General features: G+C 53.8%; 12 protein-coding genes and 1 tRNA gene. 7 read left to right on the forward strand and 6 right to left on the reverse strand.

What is annotated here, in order from left to right:
- Positions 1-2: 2 nt before the first annotated feature.
- Entirely contained in the window at positions 3-2,171 is a 2,169-nt protein-coding gene (locus G0Q06_RS05180) for an LPS-assembly protein LptD (protein ID WP_163963114.1), read from the reverse strand.
- 152 nt (positions 2,172-2,323) lie between these two features.
- On the opposite strand from G0Q06_RS05180, the gene glgB reads away from it, so the two are divergent.
- Positions 2,324-4,528 carry a 1,4-alpha-glucan branching protein GlgB gene (glgB, locus tag G0Q06_RS05185; RefSeq protein ID WP_163963116.1) on the forward strand — a complete coding sequence of 735 codons (2,205 nt, stop codon included), beginning with the start codon at positions 2,324-2,326 and terminating at the stop codon, positions 4,526-4,528.
- Here the strand turns inward: glgB and G0Q06_RS05190 are convergent.
- A complete protein-coding gene (locus G0Q06_RS05190) occupies positions 4,500-4,844 on the reverse strand; it encodes an SH3 domain-containing protein (protein WP_163963118.1) in 345 nt (114 codons plus the stop codon). The two genes, glgB and G0Q06_RS05190, sit on opposite strands and share 29 nt — an antisense overlap.
- Positions 4,845-4,919: 75 nt before the next feature.
- Here G0Q06_RS05190 and G0Q06_RS05195 point away from each other — a divergent pair, with 75 nt between their 5' ends.
- The 3 genes from G0Q06_RS05195 to G0Q06_RS05205 all read left to right on the forward strand — a co-directional run bounded on the left by G0Q06_RS05195 (position 4,920) and on the right by G0Q06_RS05205 (position 7,574).
- Positions 4,920-5,348 carry a SufE family protein gene (locus tag G0Q06_RS05195; RefSeq protein WP_163963120.1) on the forward strand — a complete coding sequence of 143 codons (429 nt, stop codon included), beginning with the start codon at positions 4,920-4,922 and terminating at the stop codon, positions 5,346-5,348.
- A complete protein-coding gene (locus G0Q06_RS05200; RefSeq protein WP_163963122.1) occupies positions 5,345-6,160 on the forward strand; it encodes a TatD family hydrolase in 816 nt (271 codons plus the stop codon). Before G0Q06_RS05195 ends, G0Q06_RS05200 begins: the two co-directional genes overlap by 4 nt.
- A gap of 67 nt (positions 6,161-6,227) precedes the next feature.
- Entirely contained in the window at positions 6,228-7,574 is a 1,347-nt protein-coding gene (locus tag G0Q06_RS05205; RefSeq protein WP_163963124.1) for a NupC/NupG family nucleoside CNT transporter, read from the forward strand.
- A gap of 3 nt (positions 7,575-7,577) precedes the next feature.
- Here the strand turns inward: G0Q06_RS05205 and G0Q06_RS05210 are convergent, their stop codons facing one another.
- The 3 genes from G0Q06_RS05210 to G0Q06_RS05220 form a co-directional block, all read right to left on the reverse strand.
- Complete coding sequence (locus tag G0Q06_RS05210; RefSeq protein ID WP_163963126.1) at positions 7,578-8,564, reverse strand: hypothetical protein; 987 nt, start codon at positions 8,562-8,564, stop codon at positions 7,578-7,580.
- Between the two features lie 145 nt (positions 8,565-8,709).
- Complete coding sequence (gene recD2 / locus G0Q06_RS05215) at positions 8,710-10,923, reverse strand: SF1B family DNA helicase RecD2 (RefSeq protein WP_163963134.1); 2,214 nt, start codon at positions 10,921-10,923, stop codon at positions 8,710-8,712.
- A gap of 1 nt (position 10,924) precedes the next feature.
- Complete coding sequence (locus G0Q06_RS05220) at positions 10,925-11,647, reverse strand: HAD family hydrolase (protein WP_163963136.1); 723 nt, start codon at positions 11,645-11,647, stop codon at positions 10,925-10,927.
- 89 nt (positions 11,648-11,736) lie between these two features.
- On the opposite strand from G0Q06_RS05220, the gene G0Q06_RS05225 reads away from it, so the two are divergent.
- The 3 genes from G0Q06_RS05225 to G0Q06_RS05235 all read left to right on the forward strand — a co-directional run bounded on the left by G0Q06_RS05225 (position 11,737) and on the right by G0Q06_RS05235 (position 14,226).
- The gene (locus G0Q06_RS05225; protein ID WP_163963138.1) at positions 11,737-12,894 is read left to right on the forward strand and encodes a MalY/PatB family protein; all 1,158 of its coding nucleotides are present in this window, start codon (positions 11,737-11,739) and stop codon (positions 12,892-12,894) included.
- 16 nt (positions 12,895-12,910) lie between these two features.
- The gene (locus G0Q06_RS05230) at positions 12,911-14,062 is read left to right on the forward strand and encodes an LptF/LptG family permease (protein ID WP_163963140.1); all 1,152 of its coding nucleotides are present in this window, start codon (positions 12,911-12,913) and stop codon (positions 14,060-14,062) included.
- Positions 14,063-14,141: 79 nt separating this feature from the next.
- Positions 14,142-14,226 (forward strand) — tRNA-Leu (locus G0Q06_RS05235).
- Positions 14,227-14,245: 19 nt separating this feature from the next.
- On the opposite strand, the gene G0Q06_RS05240 is transcribed toward G0Q06_RS05235, so the two are convergent.
- On the reverse strand, positions 14,246-15,583 hold the full coding sequence (locus G0Q06_RS05240; protein ID WP_163963142.1) for a formylglycine-generating enzyme family protein: 1,338 nt from the start codon (positions 15,581-15,583) through the stop codon (positions 14,246-14,248).
- Positions 15,584-15,655: the final 72 nt, after the last annotated feature.

Consider the following 15,655-nt stretch of genomic DNA (forward strand, 5'->3'; position numbering starts at 1 on the left):
CCTTAGAAGGAAAGCCAGTTCACGCGGATGCCGACCCCGAAATCGCCCCGGCGATCATCCGCATCGGTCAGGGTCAAATAAAGCTCAACCTGCCAGGTATTGGCAAACCGTTTGGAAACCCCGTAGCGTTGCAGGCTCCAGGTCTTCAGGAAGGCATCATACTGCCAGTTCCCGAACAGTCCGACGGTTTCGCTAAGCCGGTACCAACCATCAACCCGGTACTGTTCAATGGCACTCTTCAAGTATTCCGCTTGAAAGCTGACTGACCAAAGGTCTGAGCTGCGTACGGTTGCCCGCATGAAGGCTGCTTCATTTGTAAAGCCTTCGGGGCGGAATTTCTGTGCAAACTGCAGACGGAACCATGCTGCCGGAGTGAAGTCCAACTGCGCGTAAAAGGCCTCCCATTGATCTTCTCCACGGTCCTCGGAGAGGAGCAGATCCTGGTAGAAATTCAGCCTGAGAAAATCCCGGTAATTGCCTTCAGAACCGGCAACCATGAGCTCGTGCTCCCAACCAAACCGGGCTACGCTCCAATCACGGAGCCCGTCCACTTGCCAGAGATCGGCGAGATCAAGTGTGGTCGGGCTGGCGTGGTATGGGTACAAGTCAAAAGGTGGGGCATTGGGGGCCTCTTCAGCACCTGGATGCCACCGGTATTTCAGGGAGACACGGGATTGATGGTAGAGTTTTTCGATACCCAGCTTCGGCAATTCAACGGAATAGGTCCGGGCAAGCGTTTGGGACAGGTCAAAGCCCAGCTCGCCCATCAGGCGCTCATCGCTGGTGGTTCCACTCGGAAAGGGATTGTCTGAAGTATAATAGCTCCATCGGGCACCTCCCCGGAGAACAAGATCTATTCCCGAAGGACCGTGGAACGGGCGGGTGATGGTCGCAGTCCCGTCCAGGCGCTGGTAAACTTCCGAGCTGACCATATCTCCAGGAAAAAGGCCGCCTGCAATCGGCATGGATGGCAGACCGAGAGAATTAGAGGGGAAAAGGACTGTTCCTGTGGAGGGGATAATCTCCTGCAGGCGGTAGCGTGTGGCGGTCGCGGCCGCCTGGATGTAGAAACCGGTCCGGGCTATCTCAGAGGGAAGCCACTCCGCCCGTACTTCCGGCAGGCGCTCGACCATCTGGTAAAAGTCGTTGATCTGCGTGCGGGCGAAGACATTCAGCAGAAAACTGGATTTCTGCCATGTGAAATCCGCAAAGGTATCCGGGTGAAAACGATCGAAATAGGCATTTCGGCGAAAGTCCCGGAGTACTTCGGAATCGCTCAAGTAGGTCCCTCGACCTTGGAATTGAAGGCTTCCCTCATTTCTCCACTGAATTCCGAAATCGACAAATCCCCGGTCCTCTTCGATTGGCTCGCCCAGAATATCGATTCCGCGTTCCTTGCGGGAATTATCCTGGATCCAGCCGCTACTGAGAAAGGCCTTTATCCGCCGGTCCTGGCTTCTGTACTCCAGAACTGGACCCACCAAGACCCCTCGCTGGGAATAAAGGTCGAAATTGGCCCCGAGGGAAAGCGTCTGGAAAAAAGGGTAAAGCCATTCTGTCTGTAGATAAGCCCCAAGATTGTCCTGGTAACCCGCCGAAACATCCAAATCAATGGCCGGGGTACCGAAAACATAAGTAAAGCCGGGCAGGGGAAGATGGAAATTACCGAAGGTGGAAAAGCCGACATTTTCGGCCCTGAGATACTCATTCGAGACATAGGTTGCACGGCCCACTGAGAGCTTTGCCGAACCCGGGACTGGCTCCTGGAAATAGAGGTGGATATTGTTGAAATCAATCTGTTCGAGGCTTCCCGAGAAGGATTCCCCGCTGATGAAAGCGGGTGGATAACCTGCCCGGAATTGATCTGCAGAGAAGGTCTTGTTCGAGGCATCGTAGGTGACAGCGTTGGCCAGCAAGCGGATGCCTTTGCGAGTCACGCGGACATTTCCGGAAGCCTCAATCTTATTGGAATCGCGGTTGTAGAGGATTTCCTCGGCCTCGACGGTCGTGTCCTCATCGGTGTAGACAGCGTTGCCGGTGGCAATCAGCATGCCCGTGTCCTCTGAATAGGCGATCGGGGCATCGGCGCTGAGTTCTGGAGCTTGAGCTGAAACCGGTAAAACCGGGAAAATCAGAGGAATAAGGCTGCAGGTTCGGATAAGGTTCTTCACGACGCCTTCAGGATGAGTTTACGCCCACGAGGCTCAAGCGTTATTTTCGTGCACGGTCACTATGCCTGCGTTGTGGGTGAAATCTCTTGCACTAGATGCACTTCCGTGCGATCACGAACCCAATCTCAAGACCCATTTAACCCTATTTACCGATGATCGTAGCCAAGGAAGAATTCAAGCGCCTGACAGAGGCCCTGCACCATCACCCCCACCAGTGCCTCGGCATGCATCCCTATAAAAAGGGATTGGTCGTCCGGGCATTCCTACAGGACGCTGAAACCTGTGAAGTCGTGGATGTTGAAACGGATGAGCGTTTTCCATTAAAATCAACCAGCGAGTACGGATTCTTCGAGGGCGAAATCAAGAGCCGCTCGGAGGTCTTCACCTACCGCTTGCGGGTTCAGCAGGGGAACGGGGAAATTCGCCAGTTTTACGATCCCTACCGCTTTCTTCCCTGTCTCAGTGATGAGGACCTTTATCTTTTCAACAAGGGTGACGATCATCGAATCTATAACAAGCTCGGGGCGCACGTGCGAACCGTCGACGAGGTGGCCGGTGTCAGCTTTGCGGTCTGGGCCCCAAGTGCAAAGCGGGTCAGCGTAGTCGGTGACTTCAACCGATGGGACGGACGATATCACCAAATGCGTGCGCTCGGGTCCTCTGGGGTCTGGGAAATCTTTATTCCGGGCATTGCCGAGGGAAATAAGTACAAATACGAGATTCGTGACGAAGGCGGAAACCTGCACCTGAAAACGGATCCCTACGGAACATATTTTGAAGCACCACCTCACAATGCCAGCGTCATCCGTAATGTGACGGGTTTCCAATGGGAAGATGACGAGTGGATCAAGCGGCGGTCACAGACTGACTGGAAAAATGCCCCGATCAGCGCTTATGAAGTGCATTTCGGGTCATGGAAGCGGAAGGTTGAGGACGGAGGACGCCCCTTCACTTATCGCGAAATGGCCGAAGAGCTAACGCGTTACGTGGTCGATCTCAATTACACACATGTGGAGTTCATGCCATTGGCCGAGCACCCGTTCACAGGTTCCTGGGGATATCAGGTGACCGGGTACTTTGCCCCGACTCAGCGCTACGGGACGCCCGAGGATTTTCAGTATCTTGTCAATGAGTTGCACAAAGCTGGCATCGGCGTGATCATGGACTGGGTTCCGGCGCACTTCCCGACGGACGCTTTTGCCCTTGGCAAATTTGACGGCTCGGCCCTTTACGAGCACGAAGATCCGCGTCAGGGATTCCATCAGGACTGGGGAACCCTGATTCCCAATTTCGGGAGACACGAGGTAAAAGCCTTTCTTTTGGGAAGTGCCTTGTCATGGCTGGATCGCTACCATATCGACGGCTTCCGGGTGGATGCCGTGGCCTCCATGCTTTACCTTGATTATTCACGCAAGGAGGGGGAATGGATTCCAAACAAATATGGCGGCCGCGAGAATCTCGAGGCGATCGAGTTCCTGCAAATGACCAACAAGCTGGTCCATGACTATTATCCGGGAGTTCTCATGATCGCCGAGGAGTCGACTGCCTTTTCCGGGATTTCCAAGCCCGTCGAGGAAGGCGGTATCGGATTTGATTTTAAATGGAACATGGGCTGGATGCACGACACGCTGCAGTACTTCGAAAAGGATTCCATCTACCGGAAGTTCCACCAGAACAATCTCACCTTCGGGATGATCTACCAGTATTCCGAGAATTTCGTGCAGTGCTTTTCCCATGATGAGGTTGTCCACGGAAAGGGCTCCATGCTGATGAAGATGGGGGCGGGGAGCATAACGGAGAAATCGCACAACCTTCGTGCCCTGTATGCCCTCATGTGGGCCTGGCCGGGAAAGAAAACCCTTTTCATGGGCCAGGAGTTTGGCCAGTCGGATGAATGGTCCTACGACAACAGCCTTGCCTGGCACCTCCTTCAATACAAGGACCACTCGGGCATTCTCGATATTATCCGGGACCTGAACCAATTGTACAAGGAGGAGCCTGCCCTGGTCACTGGGGACACCGATCCACAGGGATTTGAATGGGTCTCTGCGGGTGACGCGGACAGCTCGGTCCTGGCCTTTTTGAGAAAGTCAAAAAATCCGGAAGACACGATACTCGTCGTCGGCCACTACACGCCTGTGAACCGTTACGGTTACACCTTGGGGGTTCCTTACCCCGGATTCTGGAAGGAAGTCCTGAATTCCTCTGCGAGCCATTATGGTGGGGAAGGAACGGGCAACCTTGGCGGGGTCAAGACCGACCCGATCGCCTGGGATCAGCACGGGCATTCCATGAAAATCACCCTGCCCGGCATGAGTACGACGATTTTCAAGTATTCTGGTGAGGCCGAAGGTTAAACATTGGAAACCAGCCTGTCTCACCAGACTCTGAGCGGGCGAAAATCCATCCGGATTCAGTCTCAAGGGCATTCAGAATTGCATGTCTTAGGGCGGATAGTTCCGTACCGTTGAATTCCCGACTGGTCCGCAGTCGTCCGTCAGGAGACTCCGCGAGATAACTTTCGGGGATCCAGCCGCTTTGCCCGTCCGATTCAATCCAAAGCCAGCCCGGCCAGCTGTTATCCGTCTTGATGGCCTTGACCTCGGTTCCTGCCAGCAGGCGTAGAGGATGAGGATCGTTTACCTCATAATCGGCAAGTACACGAAACTGCATTCCCTCGATCATGGAGACAGGTAAACACCTGTCTGGAAATTTGACAATCCCCGACAGGTCCTAAACTTTGAAGCGATGTCATTAGAAGAAAAGCGCAAGCGTATCGTTGACGACATGAGTTACCTGCCCGACCGGTTTGAGCGGTTTACCTATATTGTCGATTATGCCAAGGACCGCGAGACCATCCCGGAGGAGCTTCGCACAGATACCTTCCGGGTGGAGGGTTGCCAGTCACAGCTTTGGCTTGTTCCCGGATTCAAGGAGGGCATTTGTTCATTCAGCGCTGATTCGGATTCAGCCATTGTGAAGGGAATTGCGACTATCATTTGTGATTACTACAGTGACGAAACACCGGAGACAATCCTCAGTGGCGATGTGAAGTTTCTCGAAGAGGTCGGGGTTGACCAGCATCTCTCAAGTAATCGCAGAAATGGATTGGGAAAAGTGGATGAAAGGATCAAACGATTCGCTGAATCCTGTCTCGAGTCAGGTGCGGAAAAATGAGCAGCATCACCCCAGTTGAGGGGGTGAAGTATTTCGATGCACATCTGCATCGGCAGGATCCGGATTTGATCGATGCCATCGGGCCGGAGGTAAAGTTTGAGGGGATCAAGGCACAGGTTTGCAACGGAACACGGCCGGATGATTGGCAGGCGGTCCAGGATGTTTCCTCGACTGATGAAACGACAGTTTTGAAAGCCTACGGGGTTCATCCCTGGTGTGTGGACCAGTTACCGGTAGATTGGGAATCACAATTGCGTCGATTCCTGAAAAGCGGTGCGGCAAGTGTCGGGGAGATTGGGCTGGACCACTGGATTCAGGTTCGAGACGACCGCTTGCAGCTGGAGGTCTTTGCTCGGCAATTGCAAATGGCCCATGAGGAGGATCTTGTTCCTTCCATACATTGCCTGCGTGCCTGGGGGCTTCTTGTGGATTCCATCCGGACGGGCCCGGCGCTGCGAAGAGGTTTTCTTGTGCATGGGTTCGGGGGATCGAAGGAAGTCCTCTTTCAATTGCTGGATCTGGGAGGGCATGTTTCTTTTTCCTCCTATGCATCCGATCCGGGTCGCAAGCGCATGCGCGATGCCATACGGGCTTGCCCGGAGGATCGCCTTCTGGCCGAAACAGACGCCCCGGACATGGTCCCGCCGGAAGACTTATGCCGGTTTCCCATTAAGGATGCACAAGGGCAGCGCCTCCATCATCCATTGGAAATACAATCCAGTTATGCGATGCTGGCGGAGTTGCGGCAGTTGCCCCTTGAGGAATTGGCCGTTCAGTTGGAGAAAAATTTCCGCAAACTCTTCATGGGCTAGCTGGGATATCAAAGCCGCCGCATTCATTTGATTTGCGGTTCCCCTGGTCTTTCTACAAACCAATCGCATGGATACCTTGCTGGTGACTTTGCGCGGACTATTGGGGATTATTTGCCTGACGGGGATTCTCTGGTTGTTCAGCCGGAACCGGCGGGCCGTCGATTGGAAGCTGGTGGCCAGCGGATTGCTTTTTCAGCTGATTCTTGCCGCAGTCATTTTGAAAGTCCCCAATGCGGACAAGCCGATTGAATGGATTTCCAGCTTCTTCGTGGCCCTTCTGGGATTTACCGATGCCGGGACACGCTTTGTCTTTGGATTTCTGGGTGCGGGTCCTGATCTCTGGGAGCGGGTAAACGAAGCCCTTAGTGGTGAGGGAAACCAGTTTACCGGATTCGGCCTGATCTTTGCCTTCAAGGTCTTGCCAACCGTGATTTTCTTTTCCGCCCTGACCTCCTTCCTGTATTATCTCGGCTGGTTGCAAGTACTGGTGAAGGGGTTTGCCTGGCTCTTGCAGAAGTCGATGCGCCTCTCTGGGACGGAAAGCCTTGCCGCGGCCGCCAATGTCTTTGTGGGTCAGACAGAAGCTCCGCTGATGGTGAAGCCCTATATCGCCAACATGAACAACTCCGAGCTGATGTGTCTCATGACTGGGGGAATGGCGACCATTGCCGGGGGCGTCTTCGGGGCCTACGTGTGGATCCTCGGGGGCAGCGATCCCGAAGCACAGGCCATCTTTGCAAAGCATCTTCTGACGGCGTCCTTTCTTTCGGCCCCGGCGGCAATTGTCGCCGCTAAGATTCTCATCCCGCAAACCGATGAGGTGGATTACACCCTGAAAGTGAATAAGGAGAAGCTTGGGGAAAACGCCTTTGACGCAGTCTGCCAAGGGACCACGCAGGGAATGCAACTGGCCCTGAATATTGGGGCCATGCTGATTACCTTTCTCGCCTTTATTGCCCTGTTCAATTACCTGATTGGGGCATTTGGTTCGGTAACCGGCCTGCATGGTGTCGTAGCCGAGGCAACTGGTGGGGCTTACCTGGAACTCAATCTGGAGTTTTTATTTGGCATTATCTTTGCGCCAATAGCCTGGATCATCGGCATTGGGTCTGGTGACCTTCTCAGCATCGGGCAGCTCCTCGGAATCAAGCTGGTCGCCAATGAATTTGTCGCCTACGAGCAACTGGGGAATATGATGCAGCAGGGCGGGGTCCTTTCGGAACGCTCCGTGATCATTGCCACCTACGCACTGTGTGGGTTTGCCAACTTCAGCTCAATGGGAATCCAGATCGGCGGTATTTCCGTACTCGCCCCTTCGCAGCGGGGTAACTTGTCCAGGCTGGCCCTGCTTTCCGTGGTCGGGGGAACAGCGGCATGCCTCTATACAGGCGCGATTTCGGGAATTTTTATTTAACGCTCAACCTGGATTACCCAAGTTAACCCATTCCTGCATATTCCAGTCGTAGAACCACTGGTCTCGCGTTGGAAAGCCACTTGGAATACGATAACTCATCCAATGGCCGTCTTGAAGCCGGTACATAAGAGGGTAGTATGTCGCGTTTGTCCAAAGCCAGCCATGGCCAGGCAGATAGAGCCACTCATTGTCATCGGTGCCTGTGCAGTAGGTCCAGCCCATGCCCTGAAAGGCCCACGGGGAGTTCATCGCAAGAGGAAAAATCAATCCCATCCAATGATGGGTACGCCAACCGCCCGTGCCTTCGCGAAGCGTATTGCCCCATTGGCAATCCACCAACTGCGCTGTCCATTCGCCTCCAGGACCCGTCAAATATGCCCCGGCCGTCCCCGGCGGGACCTCGTTTTTCCAATCGAAGTATAATTCGACAATCCCAATATCGCGGGCCAGCCAAAGCGTGAGGGTATCCAATTCATCTGTCAGAACCAATCTCAGTGTTGGCACAGTCCAACTTCCGTAGGATTTCTCCTCGATGCCATCGATACGAATGGTCTTGTAAAAGACCGGTAGTTCCGTCCCAGCCTCGATCGAGTATTCATGACCAATTGTGACCAACCGGGGAAGGAAGGGGATCGGGTCGGGATAGGGAAACTCGCGGGTCTCCATCGAAAAATCCAAGTCCCGGTAAACAGATTTGTGCAGGAGAAGATGCGATGGAGTCACTTCCAAATCAAAGGACCAGCTGACCGAGTATCGAAGCATGTAGATGGAGAGCTGGCGAATGCCTTGATTGTCATAGCCGAATGCCTTCTTGACCTTGACATCCCAACCGATGGTCCGCCACCAGTCATCCCAGTCGCCCCAGCCATCCATCGTGTGCTTATAATCCTCTTCCAAAATAAAAAAGTCCGCAATATCGACAGTCTGTCCATGAATTGCGGGACAAAACGCAAGGCACATTCCCATCATGCCGGCAAGTTTCCCTCTCATCTACTTCTCCTCCCTTACTGGTTTTCGCGTGATTTCCTGTAGATGCAAATCTACTCGGGGGGACGCCTTGAGGTTAGAGGGATTTACTAAAGGCGCAACGATAATGCATTCAGCCTGCTTAAATCAGTATGGCTTATCGCAGTTATCACTTCTCATCCGGCACCCAATCCGGTTTAAGCTGGAGGGGCAGGGCGGTAAAGCGTTCCCGTTGCTCATTGTTGTTCACGGCCATGGCCCACGCCACGGGATCACCGACAACAAAGACCTTGCGCCGACCACGGGTGATCGCGGTGTAAAGGAGATTCCGTTGAAGCAGGACGTAATGCTGCTTTAGTATCGGACAAACCACTACAGGAAACTCGCTACCCTGTGACTTGTGCACGCTGATCGCATAGGCAAGGTCGATGTCGATCAGCTCCATTCGCTCAAGATCGATGACGCGCCCGTCGAATTCCACGGCAATGGTTCCTGCTTCGGGATGGACCGCCGTGACAGTCCCCATGTCGCCATTGAAAATATTCTTGTCGTAGTTGTTACGTGTCTGGATGACCCGGTCGCCAATGGAATATAGCGTATCCCCGAAAGCCACACCCTTGGCCCCCGGGTTGAGACGCTTCTGCATCGTGAGGTTGATTTGACGGATGCCCGTGACCCCTCGATGCATTGGGGCAAGGATCTGCACGTCGCGAATAGGATCCACTCGCTTCAGCCTTTGCGGAATCCACTTGGAAATCAGCTCCTCAATCAGGTTGAGGCATTCACCCGGATCCGGGGCAGGGATGAATTGCAGGTCCCAGCGCGAATCAAGATCGGTCAGCGAATTTGCCGTGCGGGGCGGGGAGGCCCGGCCACCCAGCAGCGCGTGGGCGGTTGTCACGATATTGCTTTCCTCGCGCTGGCGGTAGACTTGTTGAAGCCGAACCACGGGAATGTCCGCATGTTGTATCAAGTCATTCAATACATTCCCTGCACCGACACTGGGCAACTGGTTCACGTCGCCGACAAGAAGCAGATGGGCATCCGAGGGAATGCTCCGGAACATCGCCGAGGCAAGGCCGGTATCAAGCATGCTGGCCTCGTCAATGATCACATAATGGCAGTTCAGGGGATGATCTTCATTCATCGTGAAGCCACCTTTAGCCGGATCAAACTTGAGAAGCCGATGAAGAGTGGAGGCCGGATGCCTTGCCGACTCGGACAGGCGCTGAGCGGCACGCCCGGTCGGGGAGGCGAGGGCCAGCCGCACCTTCTTCGCACTGAGAATTTCGACAAGACTCCGCAGAATGGTGGTTTTGCCAGTGCCGGGTCCACCTGTTAAAATGGAGATCTTGGAACTGAGGGCCTTGCGCAAACCGTCTGCCTGCTCGGGAGAAAAACTGATTCGACTTCTTTCCTGGGCCCAATCAATGGCTACATCCACCTTGATCGCGGGCAGGCAGGAAGCGGTTTCCTTGAGCCGCATGACTTGGCGTGCAATGGTCTTTTCCCGCATCTGGTTCACCGGCAGTTGCAGGAAATCGGTTCCCCCGGCAGGCACCATGTGTTGGCCATCGACCAATGTCCCCAGGTGGGGTTCGATATCCTGAATTTCAACTTCGAGGAGCCGGTGCGCCTCTTCCACAAGAAACTGTCGCGGCAGGGCCGTATGGCCCTCGGATTCCTTATCCTTCAACACATGCAGAAGACCTGCCTCAATGCGCTCTCGCGATGAGAAACCGAATCCAAGATTTCGTGCAATCTGGTCTGCCGTTTTGAATCCAATACCGTCAATTTCGCGAGCGGTAGTGTACGGATCCTCGAGAAGAATGGCCTTGGCCTGATTTCCATAGCGCTTGACCAGGCGGAGGCAGTTGCGGACCGAAACGCCATAGGTCTGGAGGAAGAGCATGACCTCCCGGCTTGCCCGTTGGGTGTCCCACGCATTCTTAATCTCGTGCACCCGTTTGGGACCAATGCCCTCAACCTCCCGGAGTCGCGCGGAATGATTTTCTATTATATCGAAGGTTTCATTACCGAAAGCCTCAACGATTTTTCTGGCATAGGTTTTTCCAATGCCGGGAACGAGGCCGCTTCCAAGGTATTTGCGAATTCCATACACAGAAGCGGGGAGGGTGGATGAACAGGATTCCACTTTGAATTGGCGTCCGTGCTGCCGATGAGTTTCCCAGTTGCCGGTCAGTTCGAGGGTTTCCCCGCATTGAACATTGGGCATGACCCCGGTGACGGTGTGCGTGAGCCCGCTTTCCTCCCGTAATTCACCGACGCAAAACTGGTTCTCCGGATTGCTGTAGATAATTCTTTCCAGGACCCCATTCAGGCTGTCCGGATGAATTGGTGAATTTTGTCCCTGTCCGGCCATGTCAGGAGGATTGGTTGGCTGGAGGAAGTCCGAATACGGATTCCCCCAGTTCGAATAGGTTTTTAAACACTCCGGCTGAGTCGGTTTCCTGTTTCAATTGGGCTACCGTGTGAGAACCCGTCGCGACAGTGTAGCACGGCATCTGTGCCACTGCGGCCGCATCCACATCATAAGGAGAATCCCCAATCATGCAGGCATGAAGCGGATCCGCGCCGAGTTCTTCCAGGACGTGCATGGTGAATTCCGGCTGCGGCTTCCTCCAGGGCGTGTCGAGGGTCCCGAATATCCCATCGAGACGCGAATCCAAGCCGATGTATTTGAGAATTCTCCGGGCCCGGTCACCTTCCTTGTTGGTGAATACAGCGAGCTTGAGCCCGCGTTCATGCAGGCTTTCCAGCAGCCAACGGGTACCGGGCAGGATTTCAATGTCCTCGTGCCAAATTCGGTCAAATTCCTCGCGAAAATAATCGACTGCCTCCTCCACGTGCTCCTCGGGGATCAGCTTGCCAAAAGTAATGACAATTGAGCCCCCAACGGCTGCCCGCACCTGCTCGTAGGTCACTGGCTTCAGGGAAAGTTTTTCGAGGGCATATTCGTAACAGCGGAAGATGACCCGGAAGTGATCAATCAGGGTCCCATCGAGATCGAATAGGACCGCCTTGCAGGATTGTGTCGGATCGGCATGCACATCTTTGAGAGAGGAAACGGCGCTCTGCTTTGTCAATGCCCTTCAAAGGCCGAATTCAGGTAAATCGATCAATCGGAGGACAAATTATTTTGCCTTTGCGCGAAAGAGGGGTGAAGACCAATTGCATGCATCCTCATTTTGACTTTGATTCATATCCCGATCGGACCCGCACGGGCAGCTTGAAGTGGCAGCGTTATCAGGACAAAGACATTCTCCCCATGTGGGTTGCCGATATGGACTTTCGCTCCCCGGAAGAAATCCGATCCGCCCTGCATGCCAGGGTCGAGCACGGGGTCTACGGTTACACAATTCCTTACACGAGCGTCGAAGATGCCGTTATCGAATACCTGAACCGCTCGCACGGGCTCGAGATCAAGCGTGAATGGATTGTCTGGATGCCCGGGCTCGTTCCTGCGCTGAACACAGCTTCTCGGGCCTTTGAAAACCCGGGGGACGGTGTCATGACCAACACGCCCGTCTATCCACCTTTCCTGACCGCTCCGGAATGGCAGGACAAGGAGCTCTTGTCTGTCCCGCTCAAGATCGTGGAAAACCGCTACACTTTCGACTTTGAGGCCATGGAAGCGGCGGTTACCGAGCGGACCAAGCTCTTCATCCTGTGCAACCCGCATAATCCAGTGGGCCGTGTATGGAATCGCGATGAGCTGGGAGAGCTGATCAGTTTCTGCAAAAAACATGACCTGATCGTCATTTCCGATGAGATCCATTGCGACCTGATCCTCGATGAATATAAAAAGCATCACTCATTTCTGAGTCTCGACGACTGGGCTTATGATCATTCGCTGACCTTGATGGCTCCAAGCAAGACGTTCAATGTTCCCGGACTGTCCTGTAGTTTCATTCTGATCCCCAACGCCGGCTTGCGGGCGCGTTTCCAGCGGGCCTCGAGGGGAATGATCACTGAGGTCAACTGCCTTGGATATGTCGGCTGTGAGGCCGCCTACCGGCATGGAGGCCCATGGCTGAAGGAATTGATCAAGGTGCTGCAGGGGAACTATGAGTATACTTACGACTACATTCGTGAAAAGATGCCCAAGATCCACATGTTTCCGATGGAGGCGACCTATCTTGCCTGGCTGGATGTCAGCCGGTTGGGACTTGAGGCACCGGACCGCTATTTTGAGGATCATGGAGTCGGATTGAGCAACGGAGCGCTCTTCGGATCCAAAGGCTTTCTGCGGCTTAATTTCGGATGCCCGCGCAAAATGTTGGAAAGCGCGCTTGAACGAATGGAAGTGGCCTATCATAAGATAGGGACTTGATCCCTTCTTCCGGATAATGACGATCCTCACCCGATATATTGCCAAGGCCGTCGCAGCCACAAGTCTCGCGGGTATTCTTGTTTTTGTCTTTATCCTCATTACGGGCAATGCCATGCGGGACATTCTCGGTCTTTTGGCCGCGGGCTACATTCCGCTTTCCCTCGGGGTAGACCTCATATTCCTGCTTGTTCCAAGCGCCTTTTCCTTCGCGATGCCGCTGGGTGTCCTGATTGCCATCCTCTTGGTGATGGGGCGATTGTCCGCCAACCGGGAACTGACCGCTCTAAAGGCTGCCGGCATTTCCCTCTTTTCGATCACCTCGCCAATTCTTTTTGTCGCCCTCTGCGGGAGCCTTCTGGCCGCCTATATCAATGCGGTCCACGCACCGCAGTCCAGTGCTTCCTATCGCGCCATCCTGAACGACCTTGTGCGGACGGATCCTCTTCGCTTCATTGTTCCAAGAACCTTCATTCATGACTTTCCCGGCTACATTCTTTATGTTGCGGAAAAGGAAGAGGATCGGATGAAGCAGTTCTGGTTATGGGAACTGGATGAGAAGAAGCGGGCGGTCCGCCTCCTGCGGGCTGAGGAGGGTAACTTCTCCTTTGACGCGCAAAATGATGCCCTGGTCCTGACCCTCAAGGAGGGATTCACGGAGCTTCGCGATCCCAAGAACCCCGATAATCTCCGTGAAGTCCAACCAACGCTTTCATTCCGGGATGCCCGGATCAGGCTCCCCCTGGCGAATCTTCTCGGTGCGGCAAATAAACCGAGAAAACTCAAGAATTTCACGATTGATGAGTTGATTCAGCTCCGGCGCGGTGCGGAAGAGATACTTTCAGAAAACACAACTGAGGAAGTTCACCAGGAAGCGCTGGTCGACTATCGTCGTATTCAATATTATATCAGCCGGCACTTTGCCATGGCCTTCAGCGTCTTCTCGCTGGCCCTTTTCGCCGTTCCCCTGGGCATTCGCGTGAGCCGGACCGAAACCTATGCCAATTTTACTTTGGCCCTGGCAATTGCCCTCAGCTACTACTTTGCCCTCATTATTATCGGCTGGACGCAGGATAAGCCCCATCTCCGCCCGGAACTACTTGTCTGGATGCCCAATCTTACGGCGCAGGCACTTGGTTTCTGGCTCCTCCTTCGAGCCCACCGGCACTAGGCTCCTCCTCCAATTTCTGGAATGGAAAAGAAAAAGGTTGCTTCGCCCAACCAGCCTTTTTCAACTGCTCACATCCTTGGCCCGGGTGGCGGAATTGGCAGACGCGCTGGATTTAGGATCCAGTACCGTAAGGTGTGCAGGTTCAACCCCTGTCCCGGGTACCAAAGGGATACTGCGGATTGGTCATGGGCTACTTCGTGCCACTCGGAGGCCGATCCGGGTCATTGTAAACTGGGTTGGGTAATCGGATTCGCGGTAGGCGACCCTGCACCATTTTTCGCCAAGGTCCCAGCAACCCCCACGCAGAATTCTTTTGGTTCCAGTCTCAGGTCCGAGGGGATCTGGAACAGGGGACTGAAAATGTTCGAGATAGTATGCTTCACCGAACCAGTCATAGCACCAGTCAAAGACGTTTCCCGCCATATCATACAAGCCATAACCGTTTGGTGCAAATGTCCCGACAGGACTTGTGTAGTAGGCCCGTTCAGCATTTGTATCCCAATCAGGATGGTAACGGAGGGTTGTACTCTTATCGATGAGGCTGCCTACCCATGCATAATAATTGGCCTTTTCATGGGTGATCCAATAATCTTCCCAAGGGAAGCGGGTGTTGTCCAATCCCCCACGACCCGCCTTTTCCCATTCGGCTTCAGTCGGCAGGCGATATCCATCAACAGTGGTGTCCATGCTCCAGTCGGTCAGGTCAATTGCCTGGACCAATCCCCCTTCCATCCGCGTTAGATAGTGACAGTAGGCCATGGCCCCGTACCAGGTTATACCCGTTACGGGAAAATTTTCCTTGCCAGAATCCACGGCAAACTGGCTACCGTCCCATCGTACCTGACTCCATGTTGGGGAATCGGATTTTGTGTAAAGCAGGGCCTGAACATCACCTTCAGTATTATAAACCCGATCGTTTGTGATCTCAACGAGTGCTTGCTCGCTCGCCCAGTTCAAAACCACGGCAAACTGGGCGTTGGTCACGTGAGTGTGTTGAATGTAGTAGGCAGACAACATGACATCGTGTGCCGGAATTCGATTGAGATATTCCTGTGACACAACATCGAGCCTGTCCCCCATGGTAAATGAACCCGCCGGGATGAGGGCATAGGTCGGAGATATATATTCAATCAATAAGCGCTGGCCGATGTCTTGATTGAGGGCGAAGTCGTGGAAAACCCTGCTGCCCGGTTCAGCTCCCATGTAATACCAATACCAGCCTTCCCGGTAACCCATCTTGTAGATTATTGGATAGGCTTCAGAGGACACCATGAACCAAGTGTTCAATTCCAAATCATACAATGCCAACTCGGCAGTGTTTTCTCCGACAACTCGCATGAATCCATGCTCGCGGTGATAAATCCAATCGGGCGAGGACTCATGGAATGCACCAAACCAGTCAAGGTTGTACCAACCCCCTCCGAGGTCATCTGCTCCATCCTGAATCAGTGTCAGGGTTTGCGCTATAGCCGTCCCAGCACATAAAAATCCGCATAAGAAAAGTCGTACAAGTGCCACCATGGTTAAATCCTCCCGTACCGAGGATAAAATCCATTTTTCACCACAAGGTCAAGGGGACTATCAATCCCTCAC

The sequence above is a fragment of the Oceanipulchritudo coccoides genome (genome assembly GCF_010500615.1).
GTDB lineage: Bacteria > Verrucomicrobiota > Verrucomicrobiia > Opitutales > Oceanipulchritudinaceae > Oceanipulchritudo > Oceanipulchritudo coccoides.